This window comes from Amycolatopsis sp. NPDC048633 (genome assembly GCF_040650695.1).
GTDB lineage: Bacteria > Actinomycetota > Actinomycetes > Mycobacteriales > Pseudonocardiaceae > Amycolatopsis.
Map to the genome: position 1 here is coordinate 52376 of NZ_JBEZHS010000038.1, position 22001 is coordinate 74376.

At 71.3% G+C, this 22001-nt stretch carries 21 protein-coding genes; 8 read left to right on the forward strand and 13 right to left on the reverse strand.

Annotation, left to right across the window (positions count from 1 at the left end):
- Window positions 1–78: 78 nt before the first annotated feature.
- The 8 genes from hisS to AB0C38_RS41620 all read right to left on the reverse strand — a co-directional run bounded on the left by hisS (window position 79) and on the right by AB0C38_RS41620 (window position 7476).
- Window positions 79–1368 carry a histidine--tRNA ligase gene (hisS, locus tag AB0C38_RS41585; protein ID WP_360684206.1) on the reverse strand — a complete coding sequence of 430 codons (1290 nt, stop codon included), beginning with the start codon at window positions 1366–1368 and terminating at the stop codon, window positions 79–81.
- Window positions 1369–1392: 24 nt separating this feature from the next.
- Window positions 1393–1782: a hypothetical protein gene (locus tag AB0C38_RS41590; protein WP_360684209.1), complete on the reverse strand. Its 390-nt coding sequence runs from the start codon at window positions 1780–1782 to the stop codon at window positions 1393–1395.
- A gap of 85 nt (window positions 1783–1867) precedes the next feature.
- The gene (locus AB0C38_RS41595) at window positions 1868–3031 is read right to left on the reverse strand and encodes an amidohydrolase family protein (RefSeq protein ID WP_360684212.1); all 1164 of its coding nucleotides are present in this window, start codon (window positions 3029–3031) and stop codon (window positions 1868–1870) included.
- Between the two features lies 1 nt (window position 3032).
- Complete coding sequence (locus AB0C38_RS41600; protein ID WP_360684215.1) at window positions 3033–4160, reverse strand: MAB_1171c family putative transporter; 1128 nt, start codon at window positions 4158–4160, stop codon at window positions 3033–3035.
- Window positions 4157–4678, reverse strand: coding sequence for a hypothetical protein (locus AB0C38_RS41605; protein WP_360684218.1), 522 nt, complete (start codon window positions 4676–4678; stop codon window positions 4157–4159). Before AB0C38_RS41605 ends, AB0C38_RS41600 begins: the two co-directional genes overlap by 4 nt.
- Window positions 4675–5079, reverse strand: coding sequence for an XRE family transcriptional regulator (locus tag AB0C38_RS41610; RefSeq protein ID WP_360684221.1), 405 nt, complete (start codon window positions 5077–5079; stop codon window positions 4675–4677). Before AB0C38_RS41610 ends, AB0C38_RS41605 begins: the two co-directional genes overlap by 4 nt.
- Before the next feature lie 310 nt (window positions 5080–5389).
- Window positions 5390–5842: an NAD(P)H-dependent oxidoreductase gene (locus AB0C38_RS41615; RefSeq protein ID WP_360684224.1), complete on the reverse strand. Its 453-nt coding sequence runs from the start codon at window positions 5840–5842 to the stop codon at window positions 5390–5392.
- On the reverse strand, window positions 5842–7476 hold the full coding sequence (locus AB0C38_RS41620; RefSeq protein WP_360684227.1) for a phospho-sugar mutase: 1635 nt from the start codon (window positions 7474–7476) through the stop codon (window positions 5842–5844). The genes AB0C38_RS41615 and AB0C38_RS41620 overlap by 1 nt, the downstream gene beginning before the upstream one ends.
- 30 nt (window positions 7477–7506) lie before the next feature.
- Here AB0C38_RS41620 and AB0C38_RS41625 point away from each other — a divergent pair, with 30 nt between their 5' ends.
- A complete protein-coding gene (locus AB0C38_RS41625) occupies window positions 7507–8667 on the forward strand; it encodes a nucleotide disphospho-sugar-binding domain-containing protein (protein ID WP_360684230.1) in 1161 nt (386 codons plus the stop codon).
- A 91-nt stretch (window positions 8668–8758) separates the two neighbouring features.
- Here AB0C38_RS41625 and AB0C38_RS41630 read toward each other — a convergent pair whose 3' ends face one another.
- From AB0C38_RS41630 to AB0C38_RS41640, 3 genes are read right to left on the reverse strand one after another with little or no spacing between them, the layout of a single operon-like run.
- Complete coding sequence (locus AB0C38_RS41630; protein WP_360684233.1) at window positions 8759–9538, reverse strand: purine-nucleoside phosphorylase; 780 nt, start codon at window positions 9536–9538, stop codon at window positions 8759–8761.
- Window positions 9535–9960 (reverse strand): ABA4-like family protein, encoded by a 426-nt coding sequence (locus AB0C38_RS41635; RefSeq protein WP_360684236.1) that lies wholly within the window; start codon window positions 9958–9960, stop codon window positions 9535–9537. Before AB0C38_RS41635 ends, AB0C38_RS41630 begins: the two co-directional genes overlap by 4 nt.
- The gene (locus AB0C38_RS41640; RefSeq protein ID WP_360684239.1) at window positions 9957–10904 is read right to left on the reverse strand and encodes a hypothetical protein; all 948 of its coding nucleotides are present in this window, start codon (window positions 10902–10904) and stop codon (window positions 9957–9959) included. The genes AB0C38_RS41635 and AB0C38_RS41640 overlap by 4 nt, the downstream gene beginning before the upstream one ends.
- A gap of 114 nt (window positions 10905–11018) precedes the next feature.
- Between AB0C38_RS41640 and AB0C38_RS41645 the strand changes: the two genes are divergently transcribed.
- On the forward strand, window positions 11019–11651 hold the full coding sequence (locus tag AB0C38_RS41645) for a MerR family transcriptional regulator (protein WP_360684317.1): 633 nt from the start codon (window positions 11019–11021) through the stop codon (window positions 11649–11651).
- Here AB0C38_RS41645 and AB0C38_RS41650 read toward each other — a convergent pair.
- Window positions 11648–13417, reverse strand: a complete 1770-nt coding sequence (locus AB0C38_RS41650) for a serine/threonine-protein kinase (protein WP_360684242.1) — start codon at window positions 13415–13417, stop codon at window positions 11648–11650. The two genes, AB0C38_RS41645 and AB0C38_RS41650, sit on opposite strands and share 4 nt — an antisense overlap.
- 96 nt (window positions 13418–13513) lie before the next feature.
- On the opposite strand from AB0C38_RS41650, the gene AB0C38_RS41655 reads away from it, so the two are divergent.
- The 6 genes from AB0C38_RS41655 (at window position 13514) to AB0C38_RS41680 (ending at window position 21406) form a co-directional block, all read left to right on the forward strand.
- Complete coding sequence (locus AB0C38_RS41655) at window positions 13514–15349, forward strand: methylmalonyl-CoA mutase subunit beta (protein ID WP_360684245.1); 1836 nt, start codon at window positions 13514–13516, stop codon at window positions 15347–15349.
- Window positions 15346–17514 (forward strand): methylmalonyl-CoA mutase, encoded by a 2169-nt coding sequence (scpA, locus tag AB0C38_RS41660; RefSeq protein ID WP_360684248.1) that lies wholly within the window; start codon window positions 15346–15348, stop codon window positions 17512–17514. Before AB0C38_RS41655 ends, scpA begins: the two co-directional genes overlap by 4 nt.
- Before the next feature lie 3 nt (window positions 17515–17517).
- Window positions 17518–18513 carry a methylmalonyl Co-A mutase-associated GTPase MeaB gene (gene meaB / locus AB0C38_RS41665; protein ID WP_360684251.1) on the forward strand — a complete coding sequence of 332 codons (996 nt, stop codon included), beginning with the start codon at window positions 17518–17520 and terminating at the stop codon, window positions 18511–18513.
- A 49-nt stretch (window positions 18514–18562) separates the two neighbouring features.
- Complete coding sequence (locus AB0C38_RS41670; RefSeq protein ID WP_360684254.1) at window positions 18563–18868, forward strand: hypothetical protein; 306 nt, start codon at window positions 18563–18565, stop codon at window positions 18866–18868.
- A gap of 197 nt (window positions 18869–19065) precedes the next feature.
- Window positions 19066–20367, forward strand: a complete 1302-nt coding sequence (locus AB0C38_RS41675; RefSeq protein WP_360684257.1) for an amidohydrolase — start codon at window positions 19066–19068, stop codon at window positions 20365–20367.
- A gap of 205 nt (window positions 20368–20572) precedes the next feature.
- Complete coding sequence (locus AB0C38_RS41680) at window positions 20573–21406, forward strand: DUF559 domain-containing protein (RefSeq protein WP_360684320.1); 834 nt, start codon at window positions 20573–20575, stop codon at window positions 21404–21406.
- A 67-nt stretch (window positions 21407–21473) separates the two neighbouring features.
- Here AB0C38_RS41680 and AB0C38_RS41685 read toward each other — a convergent pair whose 3' ends face one another.
- On the reverse strand, window positions 21474–21926 hold the full coding sequence (locus tag AB0C38_RS41685) for a gamma-glutamylcyclotransferase (RefSeq protein ID WP_284748030.1): 453 nt from the start codon (window positions 21924–21926) through the stop codon (window positions 21474–21476).
- Window positions 21927–22001: the final 75 nt, after the last annotated feature.

The window sequence follows — 22001 nt, forward strand, 5'->3', positions numbered from 1 at the left end:
CTCGCGTGATCGGGGCCGGAACTCGCGAGTTCCGGCCCCAATCACGCGGGTCACGTCTTCAATCACGCGAGATCGGTGTCAGGCCAGCAGGGCCTGGACCGCCGCGGGGGCGTCGGCGATCGCGACCGGGTTCTGCTCGCGCGTTGCGAGGCTGCGGACCGTGACGTTGCCGGCCGCCCAGTCCTCCTGGCCGATGATCACCACTGCGGCCGCGCCCGCCTTGTCCGCGCGGGTCAGCTCCTTGCCCAGCTTGCGGTGCTCGATCGGCGTCGACGTCCGGAGCCCCGCGGTGCGCAGCGACGCCGCCACCGAGCGGGCCGCGTCCGAAAGGTCCTCGGTCACCGGGATCACCATGACGTCGACCTCGCTGCGCGGGGCCGGCGTCAGGCCGTGCGTCTCGAGGAAGTCGATCAGCGTGACGTCGCCCATGCCGAACCCGATGCCCGGGATCTGCTGCGGCGTGAACATCGACGCGAGGTCGCTGTAGCGGCCGCCGCCGAACAGCGCGCGGCGGTTTTCCGGCGAGGTGTCGAAGACCTCGAACACCGTCGACGTGTAGTACGCCAGCCCGCGCACGATGATCGGCTCGTACTTCACCAACGACCCGGCGCTGCTGTTCAGCACGCGAACCAGGTTCGACTGCTCCCGCACCTCGGCCGGCAGCTCGTCGAGCAGGGCCTCGCCCGCGTCGAGCGTCTCGGCCAGCTTCTCGAACTGCTTGTCCGAGAGCCCGATCTCCGCGGCGCTCTCGGCCAGCTTCTCGCGCGGGTACTTCTCCCACCGGTCGACGAGCGCGAACACCTGGGCCAGGTGGTCCTCGGACACGCCGGCGACGTCGGTCAGCGCCGACGTCAGCAGGTTCCGGTCGTTGACGCGCAGCACGAACATGTCCGGCGTCGCGCCCAGCGCGGCCATCATGTCGTGGACCAGCTCGAAGATCTCGATCTCGCAGTTGGCGCTGTCCGAGCCGAAGATGTCCGCGTTGATCTGCCAGTGCTCGCGCACGCGGCCGCGCTGCGGCGCCTCGTACCGGTGGCAGTTCGGGTGGCTGTACCAGCGGACGGGGAACGACAGCGACTTCGCGCTCCCGGCGATCATCCGCGCCACCGACGGCGTCATCTCCGGGCGCAGCGCCAGCCGCCGCCCGCCCTTGTCGGTGAGGGTGTACAGCTGCTTGTCGGCGAGCTCCTGCCCGGACTTCCGCTCGTAGATCTCGGCCGATTCGAGGATCGGGCCGTCGTAGCGGAGGAAGCCGCGGCGCTCGAGGACGTCGTAGAGATGACCGAAGACCTGCGTGCGGACGGACATTTCGGCGGGCAGGAAGTCCCGGGTCCCCTTGTAGGGCGCGGTCGGCAGGTATTCAGGCACGTCACCCAGCTTAACGACCGGTGCTCAGGCGAAGGCGACCCCGTACGCCGTGAGCAGCGTGCCCGCGGCCAGCAGCACCGCCCCGACCGACGTGACGCGGCCGCCGAGCTTGCCCTTGTTCGGGATCAGGTGCAGGAAGAAGCCGCCGGACTGGGCGAGGATCCCGAAGAGCAGCAGGAAGCAGGTGACCCACAGGGTGGTGTCGGACAGGGTCGTCCGGCTGAGGATCTGCAGCGCGACGAGGGCGAGGATCAGCAGGACACCGGCGTGCGCGTGGCCGGCGCGGAACATCGCGCGCTGGTGGTCGGTGAGCTTCCGGTCGCGCAGGACGCCCATGAGGGCGTAGCCGCCGTACATGACGGTGGGGAGCGAGACCAGGGCGATCACGGTGAAGAGCTGGACAGGTCCGTGCATCGGGGGACTCCTTCGAGGTGGGTGCGGCGAGCGTAACACTGTTTTAAAACGGTGTCACCAAACCGGGCATTCCCCGATCGGGGAACTAGGCTTCGCGGCCCTGGGTCAGCACCAAAAGCGGGTTTCGCAGCGCGGCGAGCGAAGCGAGCGGGTCACCTTCGACGACGAGCACGTCCGCCGCCAAGCCCGGCTCGAGCCGGCCGGTCACGTCGGCGAGACCCAGCCCCGCCGCGGAGTCGCAGGTGGCGATCTCCAAGATCCGCCGCCGCGGGAACCCCAGCCACTCGTACAGCTCCAGCGCGCCCACCGGGTCGTCGAACACCGACCCCGGCAACCCCGCGTCGGTCCCCGCGAGCAGCCGGACCCCGTGCTCCTCCAGCCACGGCAGCCGTCCGTACATCGCCTGCGCGACGTCGTCGCCGAGCTTCTCGACGATCACCCGCCAGTTGCGGCTGCTCGTCGAACACGCCGAGATGCCGTCGGCGGCCATCCGCTTCGCGACGGGCTCGCGGCGGTCGAACTCGCGCGGCCCGGTCAGGAAGCTGCAGTGCTCGACCGTCGACACGCCGGCCGACACCGCCGCCTCGATCGCGTCCGCGCCGTGGGCGTGCGCCGCCACCGGGAGCCCGTGGGACGCCGCGTGCGCGACCACCACCGAAAGCTGCCGGGCGTCGAACTGGGACTCCCACATGTCCGCGCCGCCCTCGGTGATCTGGCCGCCGCTGGCCATCACCTTGATCACGTCCGCGCCCGCCGCCGCGTTCGCGTCGATCAGCGCGCGGATTTCGCCGTCCGAAGCGACCGAACCACCGAAGAAGTGGCAGTGTCCGTCCGGGACGGTGATCGGCGGCCCCGAGACCAGCAGCCGGGGCGCTACCGAACCGTCGAACGACCGGCGGACCGCCGCGCCCAGGTGGTCGCGGTCGCCGAGGTCCCGCACCGTCGTGACGCCGCTGCGCAGCATCGAAGAAAGCCGCGAACGCGCGCCCTCCAGAAGATCGCCGGCCTGGAAATGCGCCAGCATCTCGCGGGAAGCGTCGAAAGCCAGGTGCACGTGGACGTTGAACAGCCCGGCCAGCGCGGTGCCGGTGGGGAAGTCGTGCCGCGTCGCGTCCGGCGCCGCCCGCGCGACGACGTCCGCGCGCGGACCGGCCGCCACGATCACCCCGTCGCGCACCAGCACGGCGCCGTCGCCGACCGGCGCCGACGGCCGCGGCAGCACCCGGCCCGCGGTGATCAGGGTGTCCACGTCACGCCCCGCTCTCCATCGCCGCCGACAGCGCCAGCAGCGGCCGGACGTCCGATTCCATGTCGTCGGCCGGCCCGGGCAGGACCTGCTTGGCGTGGCCGTCGCTCTCCTCGCCGGCCGCGTGCCGCGCCAGCGCCGTCTTCAACGCGGCCGCGGCGGCACCGGGATCGGTCGCGACGACCTCGCCGAAGTTCGCGGCCAGGTACGGCGACAGCTGCACCAGGCCGTCCCGGATCTCGATCACCCGGCGGTAGTGCACGCGGTGGATGCTGCGCGGGGAAAGGCGTTCGACCCGCCGGCGCGGTGGCGTCCGCAGCACGATGCTGGGGAACGCCTGGACCAGGACCGTCCACAAGGGACCGAGCGCGTGGTGTTCGCGGCGGTGCTGGCGGCGGCGGCGCAACGCCGAAACCCGCGCCCGCACACCGGGGTAGGTGACGCCGAGCAGGAACAGCATCCCGCCGATGATCACGAACGGCACCCCGAGCAGCAGCAGGACCTTGACGACCGGGCCGAACGCCCACGCCACCACGATGTACAGCGCGCGGAAGATGCTGCCCGCGGCCGCGCAGGCCATGCCGGCCGCGCCCAGCTGCAGGCCGATCCGCAGGTTCCGGTCGGCCACCCGCAGGTAGCGCACGATCCAGGCGGTGCACGCGATCAGGCCGTAGATCAGGTACAGCCCGGCGCCGAGGTAGAACACCGCGACCCCGGAGTCGTGGATCGTCGACGGCCCGAGCGGGAGCCCGCGCAGCTCCGGCGGCGTCAGGGCCATCGCGACGACCATCAGCGTGATCGCCGCGGCCAACGGCACCAGCTCCACCGTCACCCGGCGGTAGCGCCGCGGGCCCAGTGCCGAGCCGAGGAAGAAGATCACCAGCGCGCACACGGCGCACGCCAGCAGCGCGTTGTTGGCGACGCGCGACGCACCGAGGCCGAAGACCGCGTCGACCTCGTCGGAAACCACTTCCTGCTGCAGCAGGAACGCCGCGGCGAAGCCGGCGATGCAGGCCGTGACGGCCCAGTTCGGCACCGTCGGCGCGCGTTGCACCTGGTAGATCCGCCACGCCAGTGCGGCGGCGAACAGCACCATCGCGATCAGGTTCACGGGGCTGAAAAGTGTGCTCACAACCACCCTTGGTGATCGCCGAGCGCCCCCTGGATCCGGCGGAGATCCCGGTCAGCGGCACGCCGCGGGATCGTGTAGTTCAGGACCGACGCCCACTCGAGGATGATGGTGGCGACGGTCTCGGCTTCCCACTCGTGCGCGTCATCGTAGGACGTCCGGCGCAGTGCGCGGTGTACTGCATCCGGGTCAAGATCGGGAGCGGGCCCGCGCAGGAAGTCCGCCGGCTCGGCGTCGCCGTGCGGGTGGTGGTCGGCCAGCATGTGCCCGAGCTCGTGCAGGATGATGTGGTCCTGGTGGGATTTCGTCGTCTCGGCCTGGTAGAAGATGTAGTCCGCGGCCGACGTCGCGATCCAGCAGCCGAACGGCCCCGGCACTTCCAGCGGGTAGGGCATCAGCCGGATCGGCTTCCCCCGTTGGTCCCCCAGCCGCGCGCACAGCACTTCGACGTCGAGCGGCGGGCCGATGTCGAGCTGCTTCAGCAGCTTCCGGCACCGGCGGCGCAGCTCCCGTTCCTTCATCGCGCGGCGTCCTCCGGGTTTCGGCCTTCGCGTTCGGCCCGTTCGTAGCGCTCCACCAGCTCCAGCAGGTCCATCACCTGCCGTCGCCCCTGCGGCGAGAGCTCTTGCGCCCGCATCGCCATCAGTTGCGCTTCCCCGGCCGGGGGCGCGGCCGCCTCTTCGTCGAAGAAGTACGTGACGGGCACGCCGAACAGCTTCGCCAGTGCCTCAACATAGTGGATCTTCGGGTTGACGCGCTTGCCCGTGGCCAGCTGCTGCAGGTAGGCGGGCGACATCGCCGGCCCGCCGGCCCGCTCGACGGCGGCCGAGATCTCCCGGTAGCTGTGCGGCGCGCGGCCGTCCACCCGAGCGGCCTCGATCAGGGCGCTCAGGCGTTCCGCGAAAGTGCGTTCCCGTGCCATACCCGCCCCCTAGGTTTCCACCGTGAAAATTCTAGCCGGGAAACCACTGTACGCACATGTTGACAGCTATCGTATGCAGTGGTTTACAGTTGACGCGCCTCTCGTCTTGCTCTCCGTACCCTGGGGGTGTACGGAACCGCAAGACGAGAGGCCGTCGTGTCCGCCGACTCGTCATGATCCGCGGTCTGTAGTACGCTTCGGTTGCCAAGGTCGAACGCTCTCGTGGCGATCCCTTGGCCACGGCCTGTTGCCGGAGGTCGACCCCCAGGGCTTCCGGTGACAGGCCCCTTACTTTTTCCGAACATCGAGTTCAGGACATCAGCGTCGCGGCCAGCGTGCCGCCCAGCTCGGTGCACGCTTCGAGGGTCTTCTTGTCCGGGTCGCCCGTGGTGACGACCGGGTCCGCCACCTTCTCCCAGGCCAGGCCGGTGGTGATCGCGAGCAGCTGGCGTTCCGTCCCCGACGTGTCGCTGTTGCCGTGGATCCAGTACCCGAAGGGGCGGCCGCGCGTGGCGTCCAGGCACGGGTAGTAGACGGTGTCGAAGAAGTGCTTCAGCGCACCGCTCATGCTGCCCAGGTTCGCCGGCGTGCCCAGCAGGTAGCCGTCCGCCTCGAGGACGTCGGGGACGGTGGCGGCCAGCGCCGCCCGGCGGACCACCTCCACCCCCTCGATGTCCGGGTGCGTCGCGCCGGCCAGCACCGCCTCGAACAGCGCCTGCGTCGACGGCGACGGCGTGTGGTGCACGATCAGCAGCCTCGGCATCAGGCGAGCAGTTCCTCGACGGCGGTCCGCACCGCGCGCAGCCGGGCGGCCGCGGCATCGCGCGCCTCCGCCAGCGAACCCGTCACCGGCGCCACGACCTGCAGGTACGCCTTCAGCTTCGGCTCGGTGCCGGACGGCCGCACGACCACTCGCAGCCCTTCGCCGGTGAGCCGCAGCACGTCCGCGTCCGGCAGCAGGTCCTCCAGTGTCACCTCGGTGCCGCCCAGCTCGGCCGGCGGTGTCTCCCGCACCTTCGCCATCAGCTGCCCGCGGACGGCAAGATCGGTGACCCGCAGCGAAACCTGGTCGGTGAGGTGGACGCCGTGGCGCCGCGCGAGCTCGTCCAGCACGTCCAGCGGCGTGCGGCCCTCGGCCTTCAGGCGCGCGGTGTAGCCGGCCGCCAGTGTCGCGGCGGCGATGCCGTCCTTGTCCCGCACGAAACCCGGGTTCACGCAGAGGCCGAGCGCTTCTTCGTAGGCGAACACGAGCCCTTCGCCCGCGCGGACCAGCCACTTGAACCCGGTCAGCGTCTCGGCGTAGCGGGCGCCCTCGGCCTTCGCGATCTCGCCGAGCATCGACGACGAGACGATCGTCGTCGCGACCAGCGGGTCCGGCAGGAGGGTGCGGTCCACTGTGGACAGAATGTACGAGCCGAGCAGCACGCCGGTCTCGTCGCCGCGCAGCATCCGCCACTCGCCGCCGGCGTCCCGCACGCCCAGCGCGCACCGGTCGGCGTCCGGGTCGAGCGCGACGGCCAGGTCGGCGTCCACATCGGACGCGAGCGCCAGCAGCAGGTCGGTCGCGCCCGGCTCTTCCGGGTTCGGGAACGACACGGTCGGGAAGTCGGGGTCCGGCGCGGCCTGGTCGCCGACCAGGTGAAGGTCGGTGAACCCGGCCCGCTCGAATGCGGCGTGCAGCGTGTCGGCGCCGACACCGTGCAACGCGGTCGCGGCCACGCGCACCGTGCGCTCCTGGCCGAGCGGCAGGGTCGCGACCTCGTCGAGGTAGCGGTCCAGCAGGTCGACGACCTCGGCGCCGGGCGCCCGCGGCACGTCCACCGCGGCGGGCGCGGCCTGGATGGCCCGCTCGATCTCGCCGTCGGACGGCGGCACGATCTGCCCGCCGGTCGCGTCGTAGAGCTTGTACCCGTTGTCCGCCGGGGGGTTGTGCGACGCGGTGATCTGGATCCCGGCCACCGCGCCGAGGTGCCCGACGGCGAACGCGAGCACCGGCGTCGGCAGGGGCTTCGGGAAGACCTTGACGTCGAAGCCCGCCGCGGTGAGCACCTCGGCGGCCGCGGTCGCGAAGGCTTCCGAGCCGTGCCGCGCGTCCCGGCCGATGACGACCAGCGCGCCCGCGTGCCCGTGTGCCTTCAGCCACTCCGCGACCCCGGCCGTCGTGCGCGTGACGACGGCGACGTTCATACCGTTCGGCCCGGCGCGCACCGGCCCGCGCAGGCCGGCGGTGCCGAACTCCAGGGGCCCGGCCAGCCGGTCGGCCAGCTCGGCGGCGGCACCGGCGTCGCCACCCAGCGCGCGGGCGAGGACGTCCTGCAGTTCGGCGCGGGTGCTGTCGTCCGGGTCGTCGGCGATCCAGCGGAACGCGGCGTCACGCAGCGTGGAGGTCAAAGTCACCGCGTCAGCCTACGGGCTAAGGTCGGGGGAGTGCGCTTGCTCTTCACCTCACTGGGGTCCTTCGGTCACACGTTCCCGCTCGTCCCGCTGGCGGTCGCCGCGCGCGACGCGGGCCACGACGTCGTCTTCGCCACGTCGGAAGACTTCCTGCCACAACTGACGAAAGCCGGGCTCGAGACGGCGTCCGCCGGGCTCGCGATCCGCGACGCCTTCGGCCGGGCGTTCGCCGAGAACGGCCCGCCCGGCCCGCGGCGCCCGCCCGGCGAGATCCCGCCGGAGGTGCTGGGGCCGATCGTCGCGAAGGTGTTCGGCGAGCTGATGCCGCAGCGGTTCGTGGCGGACCTGCTGCCGCTGTTCTCGCGTTTGCGGCCGGACCTGGTGGTGAGCGAGTCCGGCAACTCGGGCGGCGCGTTCGCCGCGATGAAAGCCGGGATCCCGGTGGTGGCCCACGGTTTCGGCCGGGTGTCGGGCGACGACCCGATGGTGACGAAGATCCGCGACGCGATCCGCGAGCACGGCGCGTCGCTGGGCATCGAGGTGGGCGAGGACCTGGCGTTCGCAGGGCCGTTCATCGACATCTGCCCGGAGTCGGTGCAGGATCCCGGTTTCCTGGCGCGTACTACGCGCGTCCCGCTGCGCCCGGTCGGCTGGAGCGAGCCCGGTGAGCTGCCGGCGGGCGTGCTGGACAAGCGGCGTCCGCTGGTCTACCTGACGCTCGGCACGGCGATGGGCCACGCGGGCGTGCTGGGCGCGGCGATCGCCGGTCTGTCCGGGTTGGACGTCGACGTCCTGGTCGCCACCGGCCCGACGGTCGACCCGGCGGCGCTCGGCGAGGTCCCGGCCAACGTGCGGCTCGAGACGTGGGTCCCGCAGTCGGAGCTGCTGCCGCACGTGGACCTGGTGGTCCACCACGGCGGCAGCGGCACGACGCTCGGCGCGTTCGGCGCGGGCCTCCCGCAGCTGCTCCTGCCGCAGGGCGCGGACCAGTTCAGCAACGCGGACGCGGTCGTGGCGGCCGGCGTCGGCTCGCGGCTGCTCGCCGCCGACGTCACGGCGGACGCCGTCGCCTCGAAGGCCCGCACCTTGCTCACGGACACCGCGGTCGCCGACGCGACCCGGCAGCTCGCGGCCGAGGTCGCGGCCATGCCGTCCCCGGCCGAGGTCGCCGCCCAGCTCCCGACCCTGGCCTGAAGCGCCCCAATGCGGCCTTCGGTGCGTCAGACGCACCGAAGGCCGCATTGGGTGCGTCAGACGCAACCAAGGCCACATTGGGGCGCTTGCGTCAGGCGCGGGTGACGAGGTCGCGGAGCAGGGAGCCCATCTGGGTCGCCGCCGCGCGGCCCGCTTCCAGGACCTCTTCGTGGTTCAGCGGCTCGCCGGTCATGCCCGCCGCCAGGTTCGTCACCAGCGACAGGCCGAACACCTCGACGCCGGCCGCGCGGGCCGCGATCGCCTCCAGGACCGTCGACATGCCGACGAGGTCAGCGCCCAGCGTGCGCAGCATGTGGATCTCCGCCGGCGTCTCGAAGTGCGGCCCGGTCAGGCCCGCGTAGACGCCTTCCTCGAGCGACGGGTCGATCTCGCGGGCGATCCCGCGCAGCCGCGCCGAGTACAGGTCGGTCAGGTCGACGAAGTTCGCGCCGACGATCGGCGAGCGCGCGGTCAGGTTCAGGTGGTCGGAGATCAGCACCGGCTGACCCACCCGGAACCCCTGGCGCAGCCCGCCCGCCGCGTTCGTGAGCAGCACCGTCCGGACGCCGGCCGCCGCGGCGGTGCGCACGTTGTGCACCACCGGGTCGATGCCCTTGCCCTCGTAGAAGTGCGTCCGCCCGAGCATGACCAGGACGTTCTTGTCGCCGATCTTCAGGGAGCGGATGGTGCCGCCGTGGCCCACCGCGCCGGGCGTGGTGAAGCCGGGCAGTTCGGCGAACGGGATCTCCGTCTCGCACTCCCCGATGACGTCCGCCGCCGGGCGCCAGCCCGATCCCAGGACCACCGCGATGTCGTGCGCGTCCACGCCGGTGCGCTTGGCGATGGCGGCCGCGGCCTCGTGTTCACTCATGCGAGGGAGCGTATCCGGACGCTTCTCACCACGAGGAACACCACCAGCCCGAACGGCGAGAGGAAGATCGTCAACACCAGGATCGGGCTCACGATCCACGGTGAGATCTCCCGCGCCCGGCCTTCGAAGTACATCCACCGCGCGATGAACAGGTCGAACGCGATGAGGTGCGCCCAGACGAGCCCGGCGCCCCACGGCGTGGCCAGCAGCGTCTGCAGCACGCCCAGGTCGGGCCGGAGCATCGCCCGCCCCCACTCGCCGAAGTGCGGCAGCGCGAGCCCGAAGTAGCAGACGAGCGGCAGCAGCGGCACCCACGGCGACGCCATGATCCGGGCCGTCCACCGCCACTTCGGCAGCAGGATCATCAGCGCCCAGAACGGCGTCGCCAGCGGGAACGCCCAGGAGAACAGCGCCTGGGTCATCGGACCCGCACCCGCACGGCGGCGAACGCGCCCAGCGCGACCCCGGCCACGAGCAGGGCGAACGCGCCCAGCGTCGCCGCGTCCGGGTGCACGATCGACTGCGCCCGCAGCGCCTGCCAGGTGACCAGCGCGGTCAGTCCCGCGTATCCGGCCGCGCCGACGAGGACGAGCCGCGTGCGGACGACGTCGTCACGCAGCCGGGTGAAGCGCGGGGCCAGTGCCGTGAGCGCGAGGGCCAGCAAAGGCAGCAGCTGCAGGGCGTGCATCCCGACGAAGTGCGGGATCCGCAGGTCGCCGGCGACCGTGCTCCAGCCCAGGATCGGCAGGCTGGGGCCGCCGTCTTCGAGTCCGACGGTGTGCGCGCCGACCATGTCCGGGGTGCCGCCCGTCTTCCACTGCGCGAGCTGCTGCGCGGTCGGGTTCGTCATCAGGATGCCCAGGGAGATCCCCACGAGCGACAGGACGGCGCCGGCGCGCACGGCCCAGAAGCTCGCCCGGTCTTCGAGCTTGGTGAACATCACCAGCACGGTCAGCACGAGCGTCGCGACCCACAGCCCCATGATCATCTTGCCCATGACGTTGTAGATCGTGGCGTCCAGCGGGGTCGCGTTGTTGAAGTGGCTCGCCCGGCCGCGCGCGGCCTGGAACACGAGCAGCACGTACTCGGCGGCGAAGATCAGCACCAGGAAGTCCGTCAGCCGGCTCGCCGTGCGCCGGAACCGCGGCAGCAGCGAGACGAGCCAGCTCCAGGTGGCGAAGTAGAGCGCGCCGGAGACGGCGAACTTGAGCGGTTTCGCCCAGATCGGTGCGCCTTCGAGTGTCCGCTGGTCGACGATCAGCGCGGCGACGCACAGCACCGCCACCACCCCCAGGGTGGCGGCCGCGAGTGCGGACGGCCGGTGCCACCCGCGCGTTCTGCTCCGGACGTCGGCAAGGATGGTCATGGTTCCTCCCAGAAACGGATAGTCAAGCTCTCCGTTATGGGAAGTTAAACTATCCATACTGAGAAGTCTTCAGGGTTGACCCGGAGCCCGACCCTGGGATCGGAGCGGATGCGCATGCGGATGGCCGAACTGAGCGCCGAGTCGGGCGTGCCGGTCGCGACCGTCAAGTACTACCTGCGCGAAGGCCTGCTCCCGCCGGGCGAGCGCACGAGCCCCAACCAGGCCCGGTACTCGGCGGAGCACGTCCAGCGGCTCCGGCTGGTCAAGGCACTGACGGAGGTCGGCGGCCTGCCGCTGGCCTCGGTCGGCGCCGTCCTGCAGGCGATCGACGGCAGCGCCACCCCGCACGAGACGATGGGCGTCGTCCAGGAAGAGCTGGCAGGCGACCCGCCGAAGGTGTCCGAGGAAGCCGCCGAGTGGGCGGCAGCGCTCCTGCAGGACCTCTCCCGCCGCCACGGCTGGAAGTGGCACGGGCTGGAGAGCCGGGCGGTCGGCAACCTGGTCGCCGCACTCGCGACGGCGAAGGAGCTCGGGCACGAGAAGCTCGCCGAGCGGCTGGACGAGTACTGCGTGCTGGCGTTGCGCGTGGCGCGGCTGGACGTCGAGGTCGTGACGGGGCTGACGTCGTTCGACAAGATCATCGAGGCCGGCCTGGTCGCCACGGTCCTGGGCGACCGGATCTTCACCGGCCTGCGCCACCTCGCGCAGGAGCTCGTGTCCTTCGAGGTCCTGAACCGGGCGCCTTAGTCCGAGACCTGCAGCGTGGCCGCGACGCGGTCGAAGACGTCCGCCTGGCCCGCGGTCTCCTGCTCGGCCGGCACGGTGACCGACAGGATCCACAGGCTCGTGCCGGCCTGGACCAGCTTCATGAACGTCACGCGGGTGCCCCCGCTGCCGTCGGCCTGGGGGGCCGTGCTGCCCTCGACCAGGCGGGAGGTCACCGTGGCGCTCTTGCCGTCAGCCGACATCGACGGCGGGGAGAGCTCGAACGGGCTGCCCGCGTAGGACCCCCGCAGCCAGGTGACGTAGTCCTCGTAGCTGTCGGACTGGTCGAAGTACTTCGCCAGCCGCTCCAGGCGCAGCGACCGGCGCCCGTCCGGCGAGACGTACTGGACCACCAGGCTCAGCCCGAACTTGGTGTTGTGCGGGGCGGAGAACCGCGGCCAGCCCTCCGGCACGTCGAGGCTGTACTGCCCGCCGTCGCCGTTCACGTAGCTGCCGTTGCCGGTCTGGGGCACCAGCGTCGGCGGCGGGACCTGGGTCGGCCCGTTCGAGGTGCCCGCCGGTTCGGCCGCCGGGGGCAGCAGCGACTGCCCGCCGACCGTCCTGGCCAGCGCGAACCCGCCGCCCGCGGCCAACAGGAAGAGCAGGATGGCCACGGCGACGAGCACGGCGGTCGCCTGCGCGGTCCGGCGCCCGGCCACCCGCGGCGGTGCGACGAACAGGGTCGCCGGCTCCGGCAAAGGCGAGGGTGACGGCGAAGGCGGCGGCGCGGGGGTGGGCGGCCGCAGGAACGGCAGCGGGCCCGGGTCGGTGGCGAGCTCGCTGCTCGACCCCTCGGCCTTCTTCTCCGCCTTCTCGGGCAGGACGGTCTTGATCACCTGGGTGTCGGTGGCGTCCGGCTGCGCGGACGTCTTCTTGCCGTCCGGGGTGCGGAACAGGTCCGGCCCGAACAGGTCCAGCGGCGTCTTCGTCTGCAGCGGGTACAGCCGGCGCCGGACTTCGCGCAGCGTGATCCGCCGGCCCGGCTCCTTCTTCATCAGCGCGGAGATGACGTCGGCCAGCGGACCGGCCTTCGGCTTGGGCACCTTGCCGTTGACGACCTTGCCGACGGTTTCCAGCGGGTCGCCGTCGGCGTCGTACGGCGGCGCGCCCTCGACCGCGGCGAACAGCGTCGCGCCGAGACCCCAGAGGTCGGCGGCCGGCGTGACGGCGCCGCCGGAGGCGACCTCCGGCGCGATGTAGGCGGGGGAGCCGAGCATGATCCCGGTGCGGGTCATGGTCGCCTCGGAGACGTTGCGCGCGATGCCGAAGTCGGTCAGCTTGATCCGGCCGTCGCTGGCGACCAGGACGTTGCCCGGCTTGACGTCGCGGTGGGTGATCCCGGCGGCGTGCGCGGCCTCCAGCGCGGACGCCACGGCGATGCCGACCGCGGCGGCCTGCTCGACGGTCAGCGGCCCGTGGTCGCGCAGGATGTGCGCCAGGCTGCGCGAGGGCAGCAGCTCCATGACCACGAACGGCTGGTCGTCCTCGCGGGCGACGTCGTGCAGGATGATCACGTTCGGGTGAGACAGGACGGCGATCGCGCGGGCCTCGCGCAGGGTCCGCTCCCGCAGCTCGTCCGCCTGCGACGACGGGATGCCGGGCGGGACCTTCATCTCCTTGACGGCGACCTGGCGGTGCAGGAACTCGTCGTACGCCGACCAGACGGTGCCCATCGACCCGGAGCCCAGCACCGAGCGCAGCCGGTAGCGACCGGCGACCAGTCGTGTCTCTTCGCTGGAGGGGGGCACCCCCTGATTGTGTCGTACCGGGCCGGCCCTTATCTGCCTAGGGGCGCGACTAGAGTCACAGGTCGGACGCGGCCCGTGCCTCTACCATCACTGGGTATGACTGAAGTGGCCGGTCCGGAGTCAGCGCCGATCTCCGAACTCGACCTCGCGGCCGAGTTCCCCCAGGCGACGCGCGAGCAGTGGCAAGAGCTCGTGGCCGGGGTGCTGCGCAAGAGCGGCAGGTTGCCCGAGGACTTCACGGGCGCCCCCGAGAGCAAGCTCGTCACGCGGACCTACGACGGGATCGAGATCCAGCCGCTGTACACGGCCGAAGACGTCCCCGGCGACTCCGGGTTCCCGGGGCTGCCGCCGTTCGTGCGCGGCGCGCGCCCGGAAGGCCAGGTCAGCACGGGCTGGGACGTCCGGGCCCGGTTCACCGGCGACGACGCCCGCGAGGTCAACCGCGCGATCCTGGCCGACCTCGAAGGCGGTGTGACGTCGATCTGGCTGTCGGTCCCGCCCGCGTCGATCGCCGACGCGCTCAACGAGGTCTACCTCGACCTGGCGCCGGTGGTCCTGGACGTGGGCGCCGACTACGAAGCCGCCGCCGGCGCGCTGTTCGACTTGTTCGACGAGCGGGAGATCCCGGCGAGCGAAGCCACCGCGGTGCTGGGGGCCGACCCGATCGGGCTCGCGGCGCGCACCGGCTCGGCCGTCGAACTCGAACCGGCCGCCGCGCTCGCCGCGCGTGTCGCCGGGAAGTACCCGAAGGTGCGCACGATCGTCGCCGACGGCCTGCCCTTCCACGAGGCCGGCGGGTCGGACGCGCAGGAGCTGGGCGCGCTGGTCGCCGCCGGCGTCACCTACCTGCGTTCGCTGACGGACGCGGGCCTCGACGCCGAAGCCGCGGCCGGTCAGCTCGAGTTCCGGATCGCCGCGACCGCCGACCAGTTCTCCACCATCGCGAAGCTGCGCGCGGCCCGCCGCCTGTGGGCGCGCGTCGCCGAGGTGTGCGGCTTCTCCTCGCCGATGCGCCAGCACGCCGTGACGTCGCCGGCGATGCTGACCCGGCGTGACCCCTGGGTGAACATGCTGCGCACGACGGTCGCCTGCTTCGGCGCGGGCGTCGGCGGCGCCGACTCGGTCACCGTGCTGCCGTTCGACGCCGCGATCGGCCGTCCCGACGCGTTCTCCGCGCGGATCGCCCGCAACACCCACGCCGTGCTGCTGGAGGAGTCCAAGCTGGCCGGCGTGGTCGACCCGGCGGGCGGCTCCTGGTACGTCGAGAAGCTGACCGACGACCTCGCGCACGCGGCCTGGGCCGAGTTCACCGCCATCGAGGGCGCGGGTGGCCTGGTCGCGGAGCTGTCGTCCGGCGCACTGGCCGAGCGGCTGGCTTCGACGTGGGAGAAGCGCTCTTCGCGGATCGCCACGCGGCGCGACCCGCTCACCGGCGTCAGCGAGTTCCCGAACCTGGCCGAGAAGCCGGTGGTCCGGACGCCGGTGGAGTCCACTGTGGAAGGTGGGCTGCCGCGGCACCGGTACGCCGAAGGTTTCGAAGCGCTGCGGGACGCCTCCGACGCGTACCTCGCCTCGACCGGCGCGCGGCCGAAGATCTTCCTGGCCACGCTGGGCCCGGTCGCCGCGCACACCGCGCGCGCCGGCTTCGCCGCCAACCTGTTCCAGGCGGGCGGGGTCGAAGCCGTCAACCCGGGCGCGACCGACGACCTGCCCGGCGCCTTCTCGGAATCCGGCGCGAAGATCGCCTGCATCTGCGGCACCGACGACGCCTACGCGGCTTCCGCGGCCGACGTCGCCGCGTCCCTCGGAGCCGAATACGTACTACTGGCGGGCAAGGGCTCGTACGACGGCGTGGACGGCAACGTCTTCGCCGGCTGCGACGCCCTCGAAGTCCTGAACGGCCTGCACGCCAAGCTGGGAGTCACCCGATGAGCATCCCGAACTTCGCCGGCCTCGATCTCGGCACACCGCCGCCCGCCGACCGCGAGGCCTGGGCGCGCGCGGTGCAGGAAGCCACGGGCAAGGGCCCGGACGCGCTGGCCTGGGAGACGCCCGAGGGCATCGGCGTCAAGCCGGTCTACACCGCCGCCGACCTGTCCGATGTGGACTTCCTGGACACGTACCCCGGCATCGCGCCCTTCCTGCGCGGCCCGTACCCGACGATGTACGTCAACCAGCCGTGGACCATCCGCCAGTACGCCGGGTTCTCCACCGCCGAGGAGTCCAACGCCTTCTACCGCCGCAACCTCGCGGCCGGGCAGAAGGGCCTGTCGGTCGCCTTCGACCTGGCCACCCACCGCGGCTACGACTCCGACCACCCGCGCGTCTCCGGCGACGTCGGCATGGCGGGCGTCGCCATCGACTCCATCTACGACATGCGCCAGCTCTTCGACGGCATCCCGCTCGACAAGATGTCGGTGTCGATGACGATGAACGGCGCGGTGCTGCCGGTACTGGCGCTCTACGTGGTCGCGGCCGAGGAGCAAGGGGTCAAACCCGAGCAGCTCGCGGGGACCATCCAGAACGACATCCTCAAAGAGTTCATGGTCCGCAACACCTACATCTACCCGCCGCAGCCGTCGATGCGGGTCATCTCCGACATCTTCTCCTACACCTCGCAGCACATGCCGAAGTACAACTCGATCTCCATCTCCGGCTACCACATGCAGGAAGCCGGGGCGACGGCCGATCTGGAGCTGGCCTACACGCTCGCCGACGGCGTCGAGTACATCCGCGCGGGCACCGAAGCCGGGCTGGACGTCGACAAGTTCGCGCCGCGGCTGTCGTTCTTCTGGGCGATCGGCATGAACTTCTTCATGGAGGTCGCGAAGCTCCGCGCGGCCCGGCTGATCTGGGCGAAGCTGGTCAAGGGCTTCGACCCGAAGTCGCAGAAGTCGCTCTCGCTGCGGACGCACTCCCAGACGTCCGGCTGGTCGCTGACCGCGCAGGACGTCTACAACAACGTCGTCCGCACGTGTGTCGAGGCGATGGCCGCGACCCAGGGGCACACGCAGTCGCTGCACACCAACGCCCTCGACGAAGCCCTCGCCCTGCCGACGGACTTCTCCGCGCGGATCGCCCGCAACACGCAGCTGCTGCTGCAGCAGGAGTCCGGCACCACGCGCGTGATCGACCCGTGGGGCGGCAGCGCCTTCGTGGAGAAGCTGACCTACGACCTCGCGCGCAAGGCGTGGGGGCACATCAGCGAGGTCGAGCAGGCCGGCGGCATGGCCAAGGCGATCGACGCGGGCATCCCCAAGCTGCGCATCGAGGAGGCCGCGGCCCGCACCCAGGCCCGGATCGACTCGGGCCGGCAACCGGTGATCGGCGTCAACAAGTACCAGGTCACCAGCGACGAAGACATCGAAGTGCTCAAAGTGGACAACGCGGGCGTCCGGACGCAGCAGCTCGAGAAACTGCGGCGGCTGCGCTCCGAACGCGACTCCGCGGCCACTGAGGACGCGTTGCGGCGGCTCACCGAGGGCGCCGGAAACGGTGGCAACCTGCTGGAGCTGGGCATCAACGCGGCCCGCGCGAAGGCCACCGTCGGGGAGATCTCGGACGCGCTGGAGAAGCTCTGGGGCCGGCACTCCGGCCAGATCCGGACGATTTCGGGCGTCTACCGCGAAGAGGTGGGTAAGTCGCAGAACGTCGAGCAGGCCCGTCAGCTGGTCGAAGAGTTCGCCGCGGAGGAAGGGCGCCGGCCCCGCATCCTCGTCGCGAAGATGGGCCAGGACGGCCATGACCGCGGCCAGAAGGTGATCGCCACCGGCTTCGCGGACATCGGCTTCGACGTCGACGTCGGCCCGCTGTTCTCCACGCCGGCCGAGGTGGCGCGGCAGGCGATCGAGGCGGACGTCCACGTCGTCGGGGTGTCCTCGTTGGCCGCCGGGCACCTCTCGCTGGTCCCGGCGCTGCGGCACGAGCTCGCCGAGCTGGGCCGCGAGGACATCATGGTCGTGGTCGGCGGCGTCATCCCGCCGCAGGACTACCCGGCGCTGCGCGAGGCCGGCGCGGCGGCGATCTTCGGGCCCGGCACGGTGCTCGCGGACGCGGCCATCGACCTGCTCGGCCAGCTGACGGCGCAGGAGTCCTGACCCTTGCCGCGCAAGATCGACGTCACCGCCTACGCCAAGGGCGTGCTGGCTGGGGACCGCGGCACGCTGTCGAAGGCGATCACGCTGGTCGAGTCGCAGCGGGAGGACCACCGGGCTCAGGCGCAGGAGCTTTTGGTCGAGCTGCTGCCTTCGTCCGGTGGCGCGCGGCGCATCGGCATCACGGGGGTACCCGGTGTCGGCAAGTCGACATTCATCGACCAGCTGGGCACGGACCTGACCTCGGCTGGGCATCGGGTCGCGGTGCTGGCGGTCGACCCGTCGTCGACGCGCACCGGCGGGTCGATCCTCGGCGACAAGACCCGGATGGCGCGCCTGGCGGTCGACGAACGGGCGTTCATCCGGCCGTCGCCGACGTCCGGGACCTTGGGCGGCGTCGCGCGGGCGACCCGCGAGACGATCGTGCTGATGGAAGCCGCCGGCTACGACACCGTGCTCGTCGAGACCGTCGGGGTTGGACAGTCCGAAGTGACCGTTGCGAACATGGTGGACTGCTTCCTCTTCCTGACGCTGGCGCGCACCGGCGACCAGCTCCAGGGCATCAAGAAAGGTGTGCTGGAGCTCGCCGACGTCATCGCCGTCAACAAAGCGGACGGCGACCACGAAAGGGACGCTCGGCGCGCGGCCCGCGAGCTTTCGGGTGCGCTTCGGATGATCTACGGGCCCGAAGCGTCGTGGACGCCGCCGGTGCTGACCTGCAGCGGCCTGCACAACCTGCGGCTCGACGAGGTCTGGGGCGCGATCGAGCAGCACCGCGACACGCTCACGGCGTCCGGCGAGCTCGACGACCGCCGCCGCCGGCAGCAGGTCGACTGGACGTGGGCGATGGTTCGCGAACAACTGCTGAGTCGCCTGGCGGCACATCCGGACGTGCGAACGGTCGTTCCCGACGTCGAACGGGCGGTGCGGGACGGTGAACTGACGGCTACCCTCGGTGCTCAGCGGATCCTCGACGCGTTCGGTCCACCGCGTGGGGGCTGACGCGCCGGGCGATCCGCGGGAGAATGCCTGGTCGTGGCGAAGGGATGACATGGCGAAACTGCGGGGTCTGGTCCTGGTCGGGGTGCTGGGCGCGGTGCTGTTCACCGCGTCGCCGGCGTTCGCCGAGCCGGTGCGTCCGGCCGCCGTCTCGGTGACGGTGGCGCACGCGTCCGTCGCGCTGGTCCCCGTGCAGACCACGCCCGATCCCGGACCGGTCCTCGACCCGGCCCAGACGGACAAGGCGAACACCGAAAAGACGAAGAACAAGCTGATCGCGGGCGTGGTCGCGGTGGCGTTGCTCGGCATCGTCATCTGGGGCAGGCGGATCCGTTCGAAGAAGGCGAAGAGTTCGTGAGGCCTTCGGCTTTGCCGAACTACTGCACGCCGTTCAACGCAGATCCGGTACCGGCCATCTAGGACGGCCGTTTTCGAGGCGCGCGTTGCCGCCTGCATGGTGCACGATCGTCTGCAAATGCGTACGACAGATCGATCGGCACGTTGCGTGACCCCAGCCGCTGCCCGGGTTACCCGTGTTGCGGGAGGAGGTGCGGCGTGACGGTGCTCGACTCACGACCGGACGTTCCAGGCGACCCCCATGGGCGCATCATCAACCCCATGGAGGGGTCCGAGGCGCTCATTTCCGAAGCCGGCGTAACCATGGCTCCCGTGGAGGACCTTGGTGCGGGCCGTGGCCCGTTCTGGCTCGATGACTGGCTGCGTGCGAACGCGACCGACGTGCTCGCCTGGCGCCGGCACATCCACGCGCACCCGGAGCTGTCACGGCACGAGTTCGCGACCACGGAGCTGGTCGTCACGCTGCTGCGCTCCGTCGGGCTCAAGCCGTGGGTGCTGCCCGGCGGCACCGGCGTCGTCTGCGACATCGGCAGCGGCGAGCGGTGCGTGGCGCTGCGCGCGGACATGGACGCCCTGCCGCTCATCGAGGCGACCGGGCTGCCCTACGCCTCGACCGTCGAGGGCGCGGCCCACATGTGCGGCCACGACGCCCACACGGCGATCCTGCTCGGCGCGGCCCGCGCCCTGGCCGGGGCGCCGGAGCTGCCCGGCCGCGTGCGGCTGATCTTCCAGCCCGCCGAGGAGGTCATGCCCGGCGGCGCGCTGGACATGATCGCGGCGGGCGCGCTGGACGGCGTCGAGCGGATCTACGGCCTGCACGTGGACCCGCGGCTCGAGGTGGGCCGCGTCGGGATGCGCGTCGGCGCGCTGACGTCGGCGGCGGACCTGATCGAACTGCGGCTGACCTCGCCGGGCGGTCACACGTCCCGGCCGCACCTGACGGCCGACCTGGTCCACGCGCTGGGCACGGTGATCACGTCGCTGCCGGCAGTGCTCTCGCGCCGCGTCGACCCGCGGTCGGGAACGGTGCTGGTGTGGGGCGCGGTCCACGCGGGCCAGGCGGCCAACGCGGTCCCGCAGGACGGCGTCCTGCGCGGGACGCTGCGCACGGCGGACCACGAGGTCTGGACGGCCCTGGAGCCGCTGGTGGCGTCGTCGGTCGAGTCGCTGCTGGCGCCGACCGGAGTGGGCTTCTCGCTGGACTACCGCCGCGGAGTCCCGCCGGTAGTCTCGGACGCGGACTCGACGGCCCTGATGCGCGCGGGCGTCGACGCGGCCCTGGGCGAAGAGGCGGCGGCCGGCACGGAACAGTCGTCCGGCGGCGAGGACTTCGGCTGGTACCTGGAGCACGTCCAGGGAGCCTTCGCCCGGCTGGGCGTTTGGTCCGGTTCGCCGGAACCCCAGTCCGACATCCACCGCCCCACGTTCATCCTCGACGAACGCGCCCTGCTGTGCGGCGTCCGAACCCTGGTCCACACAGCCCTAACCTCCCTCGCCTGACGAGTTCCGGCTCCAATCACGCGAGTTCCGTCCTCAAGCACGCGAGTTCGGAGTTACGCACACAAGTTGTCCACAGGATGACCGAGTTATCCACAGTTCGAGAATGAGGCTCTTCCCTTGACCGGCGAAGGGCCTCATTCTCGTTGATGTGATCACTTGGGGAGGACGACACGGAGCCGTCTCACGCCGCGAGGCCGACGAGGTCTTGGGGCGGCGAGCGGTGCTCGAAGGGCTGGCGACCGGCGTGCTCGCGCAGCCATGGCGCGGCGTGGTCATCCACGCGGCAGACGCGCTCAATCTCGCTACCCGGGCCCAGGCCGCATTGATCGCGGTGGGTCCGCCCGCCGCCCTGTCTGGTGCAACTTCTCTTGCTCTGCATGGGATTTCGGCGATCAACGACACCGCCGTGCATCTCACCGTGCCCTATGCCCGGCGAGTGGAGTCGAGGCCCGGGTTGGTCATCCACCGAGCCGAATTCACGGAGTTCGACGTGGTCGAACTCGACGGGCTGACGGTGTTCTCGCTCGACCTCGCCCTCGCCGATTTCCTCTGCGACGGTGACAAGCGAACGGCCTTCGCCGCGCTCGAACAGGCCATGCGCGGGCTGTCGGCCGACCACTGCCAGAGGCTTCGCGACAACGTCCGCGACCGGGTTTTGGACCGCCGGAGCAAGCGAGGTATCCACAGGGCGCAGATGCTCCTGGCGCTCGCCACGGGCAAGGCCGAATCGCCGCCTGAGAGCATCCTCCGGCTCGTCGTGGTCGAGGCCGGGTTCCCGATGCCGGAGGCACAGTTCGAGATCACCGACATCAACGACCGCAAGTTGTACGTGCTCGACATCGCCTGGCCCGCGCTCCGCATCGCCCTGGAGTACGACGGCTTCGCGGCTCATGAGGATCGGCAGGAACGGGACGCCGAACGCGACCAGCGGTTGGCTGGCCGGGGATGGGTCACGATCCGGGCGACCGCGGCTGATCTCCGGGATCCGAGTCGGGTGCTCGCCGAACTGGAAACTTGCTTCGCCCGACGAGCGGCGTAACTCGCGTGATCGAGCCCGTCACCTGCGTGATTGGAGACGTAACTCGCGTGATTGGAGGCGGAACCGGTTAGCCGGTGATGCCGGAGCAGGGGCGGGTGCGTAGGTCGTCGACGTAGTCGGCGGGGGCACCGGCGGCCTCGGCCGCGTCGGCCAGGACGCCCAGGTAACGGGCTGAGGGTAGGCCGCCTTCGTAGGCGTCCAGGACGTAGAGCCAGGCCAGGGTCGAGCCGTCCATCGTTTGGACCCGGAGGCGGATTTTGCTGTGTATCCCCAGCTCGCCGCCTTCCCACCGGTCCAGGCCCGTCTCGTCCAGGGACGTCACGTCGTACAACACGACGAAGACCCGGGATCCCGGGTCCTCGACGATCGTCGCCAGGGCACCTTCCCAGCCGAGGTCCTCGCCGCCGAAGGTCAGGCGCCACCCCTCCAGCCAGCCGCTGCCGGCCATCGGAGAGTGCGGCGCGCGCTCCAGCATCTGGGCGGGCTCCATGTTCGATCCGTACGCGGCATACAACGGCACGCCGACAGCGTAGCGACCCCGCGCTGACCCGAGTGGACGCACTCGCCGTGTTCGCCCACTTCAGTGTCCGGTCAC

Coding starts and splice junctions, on each gene's coding strand:
- scpA (WP_360684248.1), top strand. CDS start 15,346: ATGAGCATCCCGAACTTCGCCGGCCTCGATCTCGGCACACCGCCGCCC.
- AB0C38_RS41605 (WP_360684218.1), bottom strand. CDS start 4,678: ATGAAGGAACGGGAGCTGCGCCGCCGGTGCCGGAAGCTGCTGAAGCAG.
- AB0C38_RS41645 (WP_360684317.1), top strand. CDS start 11,019: ATGCGGATGGCCGAACTGAGCGCCGAGTCGGGCGTGCCGGTCGCGACC.
- AB0C38_RS41655 (WP_360684245.1), top strand. CDS start 13,514: ATGACTGAAGTGGCCGGTCCGGAGTCAGCGCCGATCTCCGAACTCGAC.
- AB0C38_RS41635 (WP_360684236.1), bottom strand. CDS start 9,960: ATGACCCAGGCGCTGTTCTCCTGGGCGTTCCCGCTGGCGACGCCGTTC.
- AB0C38_RS41630 (WP_360684233.1), bottom strand. CDS start 9,538: ATGAGTGAACACGAGGCCGCGGCCGCCATCGCCAAGCGCACCGGCGTG.
- AB0C38_RS41610 (WP_360684221.1), bottom strand. CDS start 5,079: ATGGCACGGGAACGCACTTTCGCGGAACGCCTGAGCGCCCTGATCGAG.
- AB0C38_RS41615 (WP_360684224.1), bottom strand. CDS start 5,842: ATGCCGAGGCTGCTGATCGTGCACCACACGCCGTCGCCGTCGACGCAG.
- AB0C38_RS41590 (WP_360684209.1), bottom strand. CDS start 1,782: ATGCACGGACCTGTCCAGCTCTTCACCGTGATCGCCCTGGTCTCGCTC.
- AB0C38_RS41670 (WP_360684254.1), top strand. CDS start 18,563: ATGGCGAAACTGCGGGGTCTGGTCCTGGTCGGGGTGCTGGGCGCGGTG.
- AB0C38_RS41640 (WP_360684239.1), bottom strand. CDS start 10,904: ATGACCATCCTTGCCGACGTCCGGAGCAGAACGCGCGGGTGGCACCGG.